We start from the raw sequence: 9,463 nt of genomic DNA, 5'->3' as shown, positions 1-9,463 counted from the left end.
TCCAAAAAGAAAAAGAAGAACAAGCTATTTTATATGTTCGTCATAACCTAGGATTTATGTATGCAAAACAAAATTTATCAGAATTAGCAATTCGTTATTTATCCGAAGTTATTCAAAAATCACCAAATAACTACAGAGCAATCTTAATTGAAGCATGTGAACATTCAAAACTAAATAATAAGAACGAAGCATCAGAACTATTTGAACAAGGCCTACAAATTAGTACAGAACTTGAAAATGAAGAATATCAACATCACTTCAAAATTTTAAAAGCAATAAATGAAGAAATCCCTGGAGAAAATTTAGAAAAACTAGTAATAGCAGGTAACAAATATTTCGAACAAGAAAATATATATGAGTATGTTCACGAATATAATGAAAAATTAGCATTAAAATTTTATCGTGAAGATAATCATGAAAAAGCAAGCAAATACTTTTACCTAAGTTCAAAAGCTAACCAAAAAAAACAAGATAAGGAGGCACTAAAATGAAAAAAACAACTTTTTACTTACTAGGGATCATAACTGCTTTCACCTTAACCTTAGGAAACACAAATACATCAAAAGAAACTCAAATATCCGCTGAAAAAAACATAATACAATATTCACATGGAAACACTGGTGGTTAACTAATTGATTTTAAAACTTTAAGCATACAAACAAAAAAGCCTTCTACTTCAGAAGGTTTTTTTTATAAAAAAATCACATGTTTCAAGGTTTTGATAAATAAGCATAATATTACAATTTTTAACATAATATTACATTATTTATAAATATGAAATAAAATGTAATAGGAATCTAATATATTCCAAATTACAAAAAAGGTGGTTTTATAATGAAAATAAAACAAATTTCAGCAGTTTTAAGTGGAGCTTTGTTAATCGGTAGTTTATCACCTAGCATTTCGCAAGCCGCAACACAAAAAGAAACACCAGTAAAAACAGAACAAGTACAAGAAAAACAAAACAATCAAAACAATAACTTTATTCCCATTCAAACAAACGAACAATTTAATCAAACACTTAACACAACAAAAACATTTACTCCATATGTAAAAGTAAATGCAGAAGGACTTTTATATATTAATGCAACAGCAGATGAAATTGGTATAACAAATGAGGAATATCAAAACTTCTTAAATGGATTAAACTTAGAAAATGAATACATTAAAAAAGGATATTTCACTCTAGAAAAAAATGAACAAGGAAACCCTGGAAAACTTTCCACAACACAAGCACTAAATTCATATGTTAATAATGACCTAAGTCAATTCAAAGAATTACAATCTTCTTCAGCTGGTTTTTATGGATGGGGATTCGGATTAAAACTAAGTAATTCTGAAACTCAATCACTAGCTGAAGCAATGGCATGGGGTAGTGCAGCAATTTGGGTTGCAGCCGAATTAGCAGCAGCTGGATATGTAACAATACCAGCTTCAGTACCATTGGGATTAATTGCAGCTATAGTTGGACTTGGAGCTGCTACATTAGCTGTTGTTAACAAAGGAAAAGGCGTCACAGTTGGAATTACATGGACAGGACATCCACACATACACCGTAACTAATAAATGAAAAAGGAGAACGATTTATGAAAAAAAACATTCGATTATTTGCATCTATAATCGTACTCTTAGGTCTTAGTTTATATAATTTGGTATCTAATTTACTGTTCAAGAAATCTATTTTAATTATACTGATCCTTATTTGTATAACAGTTAGCCTAGAATATATTTTCAACAAAAAAAAATACACCTACTTAAATAAAAACCTATTAATCTTTTTAAAAATAATTCCCTTAGTTGTAGCATTTTTCATTACATGGCTTTTCTTATTATTAAATGCTACATAAAAAACAAAAAATCTAAGCTTACAAGCTTAGATTTTTTGTTTTTTATCCACTTTATGCCCTCCTTCTCTTTACCCCCACTTCGCAAACCGGACTGGCTTGCCCGAATAGGCTAACACAGGCGGTCTCCATATAAAGGGTTCGGCTATGCCCATTCCGCTACGCTTCATGCCCTTTACATCGAGCCTCCAACCTGTGTTTCCTATGCCAGTGCGCCACTCCGTACTGCGAAGACTAGGGGGCAAAGGTCGGGCGTGGAAATCCTTTCATTCTCGTGTTCTGAATGTATACTTTCCTTACGGAAATATCTATTTTTCTAAAAACCTCTTACGAGCCTATAAAATCAAAACTTTGAAAGTAAACTAATATTTAAAAGTTTACTTTAGCTTTACTACAAAAAAACTATAAATAATTAATAAAAAAAAATAAAAACACTACGATCAAAAGATTCCATTTATTTTTTGAAGTCGGTCTGTTCACATATAGAATATATAAAAATATAGCTATAACCGTCATAAAAATTAAAAACATTTGATGATAAGAATAATAGTTTATAATATATATCACTCCTTCCATCCATAAAAATGAGAAGTCTTTTTAAAAAGACTTCTCATTTTCCTACAAAACAAACAAAACCGATCGCTCATTTAAATACACATATTAAACTCAGAAAACTGAACTTATTACCTCTTTATTATAACCTATATATTAACACTTTTGTCTAATGATTCTAAAAGTGGAATTTTATCAACAGAAACATAGAAAAGGATTTTACTACCTACCATCTGTGTTTTTACATTTTTTTGTATTAATTCAAAATTATGTATTAATTTATTCTTTTATTTTTAAATGGATAAGTGATACAAATATACAAACTATCTGTATCACTTATATCCAGCAAAAAGTCATCTCTTGCATTCTTCTATTCTGTTCAAAAGAAGAAGATACTTTATAAAAATATGCTCTTATTATAAAATTTGAGTATGTCTCATTGAAAATAAACAAAATATAAAAGAATCTTTGTTTTTTAAAAAAGAAAACATGCTATTTCTTTTTGTATTAACTTGTATATTTCCATATAATAAGAACCTTCTCATCTATTGTCACATATACTGTATTGATTTATAAAAGGCACACAAAAGGGCAATTCCTTAAAAAAACAGGAATTGCCCTTTATATAAACGAATTAAAAGAAACTACAGACATAATCATTATACACAAAATCTTAATATCCGTATATAAATATAAAAAATGAAGGGGGGTGCAAAATCTATCTACAGACTTTGCACCAAAAACAGATAAAAATAACAATCAATAGAAACATAGGAACAGGAGAATGTTTCTTAACTCATTATAACCCATATCCTTACATTTTTGTTGTTTAATTTGAAAATATGTAAATATTCATTCTCTTATTTTTGAATTTTCTTTCTATTTAAGTTATACTAAATTAGAAAGAAACGAATCTCCTTTAGGCTAGCAATAAATATACTAAATTTCACCCAAAAAACCAATTCCCGTGTAATGGAATTGGTTTTTTGGTGCAATTCAGTCAAACAGCAACTTGAACCCACATTTTCAAATGTAGTCTTATCAATCTTACCATACTTACAAGTACATAAACGCAAAAAATCTCTGTATATGCACACATATACAGAGATTTTTAAAAGGATGAAGCCCTTAAAGTTAGTTAGTGATGAATATTTATTATATCATAAATTCCTTTATAATATCGTTTCTTTCTGTTGTTCTTCTAACGAAATCTCTATCTGTTCAATTCGAAATGCTACAGGTGGATGAGTCGCTTCTAAACGCGCCCAGATCCCTTTTGGAGAACCTTCAGTTCCTTCTATTTTTTCTAAAAAGGACAACAAACCTGCTCCCATTCCTAATTCAACTGCATACGCGTCCGCTCGAAATTCTTCTTTTCTTCCAACAACTCGAAACGATAAATCAGCAACTCGATGTAAAACGACTTGCATGGCTTTTAATACAACCGCTGCAAGCGCCGCTAATACAGCCACAATCGGAACACGATTCGAGAGAAGAGATAAAATCGTTGCCATAGCCACTAATATCCATGTAGCTACTGTACCCGCTGTATTCAACGTATGCGCCATGACAGAACGCTTACTATCCCCATATTTCAAATGACCAAGTTCATGAGCAAGAATCCCTGCAAGCTCTTCCTCATTTGCTGTTTTTAATAATCCCTTTGTCACAATAAGGCTAAAAGCATATATATAATAATCCAATTCACAAAAGCTGTTAACATTAACACGTAATTAATCCTCCCATTTTACCATTCTTACCTTAATTTTTTTCCTTACTAGTTTATCACCTTGCTTTATTTTCACCAAAGCTTCCCCAGTCTGTAATGCTTTAATTTCATCTGGATGGAACACAAAATTTTTCACATTTCGCATACTTCCCAATCCCGTTACGCCCTGAGCCATATCCACTTGATAAGTAAAATCTAAACTATCAGCTGTACCAATTGCCTTTGCCAATTCTTCTGCATCACTTGGATCATTCTGTGCTTGAACAATTAAAGTATTACAATTTTGCATGATTTGTTTTCGTAAATGCTCACTCACTGTTTCTATATCTGCTAAGGATTGAAAAGCAAGCAATGCCTCAAATCCTGCACCACGAGATTTATTAATGACATCAATAACTTGCTGCGTAACAAGTACATTAAATTCATCAATAGCAACTGTTACATGTTCACCTTCTCTGTGTTTCATATGACTACTCACATTCGTTTTTAAATCATTCACAATCATTTTTCCAAGTTGTCGAGCGCCTTCCGGATATCGCAAACTATCCAATGTAAAAATAACCATCCCTCTTTCTTCTAACACTTGATGTAATGCGATTGTATTTCCCACTTCTTCCTGGAACAAATGTCGAAAATCTCCTTCAGCCAAAATAGAAACACGACTGGCCAAACCTTCAATTGCCTTTTTATCAATCCGCTTAATTTTTGGAATCAAATTGAAAACTTCATCACGTTTGAAAATACTCTCAGAAGGATCAGATTTGCTTACATCAATTTTTTCATCATCAAACAACACTAAACTATCTGTATCACTTAAATCGCTAACAACAACCTTTTTAGGCGCTTCTTCATGTACTTCTATTTCTGATTGGCTTGTAATTAATCCAATTAAAGCATCAGCATCACAATATTGAGAGACGCTTGTTAAAGTTGCTTTTACATTCCTAGCTTCAAAAACACGGAACAAATATTGTAAAAATTCCTGAGAAGATAACTTATAATGCTCTTCAGACCAATCAGACAACGTTAAAATTTTATCTGTTAATTCTGTTGGAGTCCCTACAGCCAAAGGATTATAGTGCATCCCAACTCCATCTGTATTGAAATGATAAAAAGGACGTTTATGCTTTTCAGCAAACTTCCGAATTTCTTCCGCAAGTTTCATATCTCCTTTTGCATCAATAAAAATCCCTGCTTGCTTCTTTAAAATTGCATATTCCAAAAATGTTTTAATCGTTATCGTTTTACCCGAGCCAGTTGTTCCAACTAATCCAATATGTTTCTTTAAAACATCTGGTGTTAGTATGATTTCTTGACCGCCAGTCATAGTTCTTCCTAAACGTACACCTTTTGGAATTTCCCCACGATCCATTTCTTTTTGATAGCTTTTTTCTTGTTGTTTTTCTTTTAAATTCACAATAACCTTATTGGCCAAACTCTTTTCTTGTTTCTCTCGCTCTAAAGAGGGACTATTTTGTACAGTTGATTCATCAACTCTAGTTGCCCATTTAAACACATTTTCAATCGCAATTACTAACCCCGCTGTTTTAACACCATTCACTAAAAAAGCTAACAACGTATTATGCTCTGGAAAAATAGCAAATACAAAATGCTTCAGTTCCATTGGCAATACTTGAAAATAATTTTCTACAAATGAAATCACAAATGACACAACACTAGATGCTAACAATGTCTGAAAATCATTCAATACCCATAAAATCGAAAATCCAAATGCAATCCAAAATACAATTCGTTTCTCTAATTTCCCTACTTGTGCTAATTCACCTATCTTTTTAAAAATAATTGCAATAAGGTAACCACTTGTAAAACATATAACTGCTGCAAAACGAATCCATTCTAATGAATTTCGATTTTCTTCATACTGATTAGTTGCCATATTTATATTCCTCTCTTTAAAAGTTAACCTTAAATAACCTAGTTAACTAAGGTTAACCTAAATTAAAATGTCATAATTTGAAATCTATCTGATACAACTGTTTGATTCATTTCTTCCCGTAATACTTTTGCAATGCTTTCTTTCTCTACAACATAAATCACACTCACATACTGCCCTTTTGCAATTCTCTCTGCATAATCTCCTATAATCTGTTTCACTCTTGTTCGATTCTTCAATGACAACTCTAACTCCACTGCATACTTCTTTCCATTCACAATCAATATTCCATCTGCTACTCTCATAGCTAACGCTTTAAACTTATCTTTTTCACTTGCCTTCCGAACTAATCTAGACTTAATCTGTCTTGCTGTTATCCAACTTGATCCCTCATATTTTTTTAACAACTTTACCGACAAATCCACTAATTTCTTATCATGCACAAAATTGTTTACACTCGGCTTTTTCCCCGCTGCCATCTCACTCTCACACAATTCCACACCATCTTTCGTTACCCAATACACATTTCCATAATCATATAAAATCCTCTCCCTCTTCAATACCCCCTGTTCTACCATCTCTTTTAATCTCCTATAAACAACCGTCTTTCCCAAACCAAAAAACTCCTGTACCTGTTCTGCCAATACAAACCCATGCAAATTTACCCACTCTACTATCTCTATATCTCTCTTCGTAATTGCCATATTTCCCTCTCCTACTCTTCTATCCTTCTATACATCTACTCTTCCAATCTCTTATCTTTACCACCTATTATTTTACCATATTCTTACCATCGTCTTCCATATCTATTTCCATACTTACTATTCGTCTATCCCTTCTTTCTATTTTACACTTATTCTTCTCTCTTTCTCTCTTATTCTTCTACTCTATTTCTCTTACTCAATTCTCATATTCCCCGCCCCTCTCCTTCTGACCTCCTGACCACTCACATGTAGACGTAGTATGTGAGTGGTCAGGAGGTTCGTAGCAATAGCGAAGAAAAGAAGGAGAGGGGCGGGGAATCGGCTATATACAGCGTCTAAATGCAACTTCAGTCTACATGCAAACTATGGAAAATAAGTATGGAACTATATATCATAATTTTTTCTATATGTTTTTTCATAGGTCTTTGCAAATAGCCGCGCCATAGCGCGGCTATTTTTAAACAAACGTTTGATGAAATCAAATGTTTGTTTCTTTTATAATTTTTCAATCTTTATATTTTGTGATTTTCAAAAGGTTTTGTTATTTTTATTTTTATCGTTTTGAAATCTATTATTTAATCAGGAACGCCCCTTGTAGTTTCCCATGCTAAGCGGCCAGAGCTGGCGCACTGGCAAATAAGTCATGGGGTGGAGGCTCATTGTAAAGGGCGTGTAGCATAGCGGAACGGGCGTAGCCAAACCCTTTACAATGAGAATCCCCATGATAGCCTATTTTGGCTAGCCAGTACGATAGCGAAGCACGGAAACTACAAAAAGGGGCAATCCTTCGGATTTTTATCTAAATATAGCGTGGAAATATAACGTATCTTAACCTCAAAAAACAACAAAAATATGGAACGAAAGAGCATATATATATAAGAGTAAGAAGGAAAAAAAAAAAAGTCAGTGTTATCAAGGGTTCATGAGGGGGGGAGTGTACAAATTTTTGCACACTAGTGTACAAATTTTAGTACGAAAGTTTGTTCGGTTCTAACATAAAAAAAAGAGAAATACTAGAGTATCTCTCAAAAAAAATAAACCGGTAAATTATGTATTTTTTTAGAATCTGAATCTAATGTGAAATTCTTCAAAATACCTTTAAAAATATGTTTCGTAACTCTATCAATTGATGTTTTTCTTGAAGCACAAATAATATTAGGATTTACTAACCAAGTTCGTTTTGTACAAACTCTTCCTGATTCATCAGAAAAGCCACTTTCGGCACAAGCTAATATTCCTTTATCTTTTAAATTCTTCATCAACTTACTTAAGCCATGCCTAGTTCTATAAGTCTCCTCAGCAAGATAAGTAACCGAAGCATTATTAATTACATCTCTATCAATACTATCAACATCTTTTTCAACTAAAACATGCGTTCCAACCTCTACATAACAACTCAAATCTAAAAGTAACAAACGTTCAGCATTAGTTAAATATCCAATCTTAATTAAATATCGTACATTAGCTTGAATGATTTGGGAAAATTCCACCTGAGCAAATGGATCTCGTTTACGTCCTACATAATACTCAGCACCCGTAAGATTTTGTAATGTTTCAAGAGCTTGTCCTAATCCTTCTTCTTGCTCTTTCGTATAATGATTCTCATGTTTCTTCCGTTCAATCTCTAAATCACGTTTTCTCGCATTTTTCTCAACTTCTGAAAAATCCACTATTTTTTTCATAAATAACTCTCCACTTCTAGTTTTTACAACTAGCAAAGAGACTTTTATTTTGTTATTATGTAATTAGAATTATTTTCTTTGAGTCTGATACTCTAATAATCTTTTAAGATACAAAAAAAGCCCCTTCACTATAGTTGTTGTCTAAGCAACTCAATTATAGCATGAATGGCTTTTTTTGTTGTATCTTGTCTGACTTTTTATATTCACAAAAAGAAATATATACAAATTCATACATTTTTGATATCCTAAAAATGTCAATAAGACAAATACCTTATTTATACCCATTAACAAAGAAACCTTAATACTTAAGGTTTCTTTGTTAATGGGTATAATTTTCAACCGTAATTTACTGAATATTAAAAATAATATATATCAAATTTAATAAAGTAAATATATGTCGAGACATGATAAAATGAGTGGAAATAATATACATTTGTAAAAAGGGGGCTACTTTGTGGACGTTCAAACAAAAAATAATGAACAAATCACAAACATGTTAAATGACTGGTATATCGAAATTCGTGCTAGACATTTAGGTAATGCACATAAATTAAGGTTAGAAATTGATAAAAAAATCCACAACATAGAAGAAGACCAAAATCTACTTTTATACTATTCACTATTAGATTTTCGCCATCAATATCTAATGGATCACTTAAGTATTGGTAAAAATAGCTTCGACAAAATTGAATCTTTTAACACACCTACAGATAATCTTCTCTCATACTATTATTTCTTTTTTAAAGCCATACACGCAACTAGCATCGGAAACTACAACTTAGCAAGAAAATACTATGACAAAGCTGAAATAAAATTAAAAGAAATACCGGACCAATTAGAACATGCTGAATTTTATTATAAACTTTCGACATTCAGTTGCCATAATCAACAATATGTTCCAGCCATTAAACAAGCATCTAAAGCAAAAGAAATCTTTTCTAAATACAAAGGATATGAATTAAACATAGGTTATTGTAATAACCTTTCTGGATTATCATGCACACATCTACAAGAATACGAATTAGCTGAAGAATACTTTATATCAGCAATGGATATAT

At 31.8% G+C, this 9,463-nt stretch carries 7 protein-coding genes and 1 pseudogene; 4 read left to right on the top strand and 4 right to left on the bottom strand.

What is annotated here, in order from left to right:
- From QCI79_RS34850 to QCI79_RS34840, 3 genes and pseudogenes are all read left to right on the top strand, one after another.
- Positions 1 to 491 (top strand): annotated as a pseudogene (locus tag QCI79_RS34850) (tetratricopeptide repeat protein); the annotation flags it as partial.
- Positions 488 to 628 carry a hypothetical protein gene (locus QCI79_RS34845; RefSeq protein ID WP_023901786.1) on the top strand — a complete coding sequence of 47 codons (141 nt, stop codon included), beginning with the start codon at positions 488 to 490 and terminating at the stop codon, positions 626 to 628. The pseudogene QCI79_RS34850 and the gene QCI79_RS34845, both read left to right, overlap by 4 nt.
- Positions 629 to 834: 206 nt before the next feature.
- A complete protein-coding gene (locus tag QCI79_RS34840; RefSeq protein WP_021728966.1) occupies positions 835 to 1,563 on the top strand; it encodes a hypothetical protein in 729 nt (242 codons plus the stop codon).
- A 2,005-nt stretch (positions 1,564 to 3,568) separates the two neighbouring features.
- Here QCI79_RS34840 and QCI79_RS34835 read toward each other — a convergent pair.
- The 4 genes from QCI79_RS34835 to QCI79_RS34820 all read right to left on the bottom strand — a co-directional run bounded on the left by QCI79_RS34835 (position 3,569) and on the right by QCI79_RS34820 (position 8,405).
- Positions 3,569 to 4,099, bottom strand: coding sequence for a M48 family metalloprotease (locus tag QCI79_RS34835; RefSeq protein WP_021729417.1), 531 nt, complete (start codon positions 4,097 to 4,099; stop codon positions 3,569 to 3,571).
- A 30-nt stretch (positions 4,100 to 4,129) separates the two neighbouring features.
- Positions 4,130 to 6,022, bottom strand: coding sequence for a type IV secretory system conjugative DNA transfer family protein (locus tag QCI79_RS34830; protein WP_021729418.1), 1,893 nt, complete (start codon positions 6,020 to 6,022; stop codon positions 4,130 to 4,132).
- Positions 6,023 to 6,084: 62 nt separating this feature from the next.
- Positions 6,085 to 6,723, bottom strand: a complete 639-nt coding sequence (locus QCI79_RS34825) for a helix-turn-helix domain-containing protein (RefSeq protein ID WP_021729419.1) — start codon at positions 6,721 to 6,723, stop codon at positions 6,085 to 6,087.
- 1,025 nt (positions 6,724 to 7,748) lie between these two features.
- Positions 7,749 to 8,405 (bottom strand): hypothetical protein, encoded by a 657-nt coding sequence (locus tag QCI79_RS34820; RefSeq protein WP_021729703.1) that lies wholly within the window; start codon positions 8,403 to 8,405, stop codon positions 7,749 to 7,751.
- Between the two features lie 454 nt (positions 8,406 to 8,859).
- On the opposite strand from QCI79_RS34820, the gene QCI79_RS34815 reads away from it, so the two are divergent.
- Positions 8,860 to 9,463, top strand: a 604-nt coding sequence (locus QCI79_RS34815) for a response regulator aspartate phosphatase (RefSeq protein WP_483298936.1), incomplete at its 3' end; no start/stop codon positions are given.

This window comes from Bacillus cereus group sp. MG1, assembly GCF_040460035.1.
Classification (GTDB): Bacteria; Bacillota; Bacilli; order Bacillales; family Bacillaceae_G; genus Bacillus_A; species Bacillus_A cereus.
The sequence above is the reverse complement of the archived record's forward strand: the minus strand, read 5'-3'. Positions and strand labels throughout refer to the sequence as shown.

Excerpts from the sequence above, each read along its gene's own strand:
- QCI79_RS34845 (WP_023901786.1), top strand. The coding sequence starts at position 488 with ATGAAAAAAACAACTTTTTACTTACTAGGGATCATAACTGCTTTCACC.
- QCI79_RS34840 (WP_021728966.1), top strand. The coding sequence starts at position 835 with ATGAAAATAAAACAAATTTCAGCAGTTTTAAGTGGAGCTTTGTTAATC.
- QCI79_RS34830 (WP_021729418.1), bottom strand. The coding sequence starts at position 6,022 with ATGGCAACTAATCAGTATGAAGAAAATCGAAATTCATTAGAATGGATT.
- QCI79_RS34825 (WP_021729419.1), bottom strand. The coding sequence starts at position 6,723 with ATGGCAATTACGAAGAGAGATATAGAGATAGTAGAGTGGGTAAATTTG.
- QCI79_RS34820 (WP_021729703.1), bottom strand. The coding sequence starts at position 8,405 with ATGAAAAAAATAGTGGATTTTTCAGAAGTTGAGAAAAATGCGAGAAAA.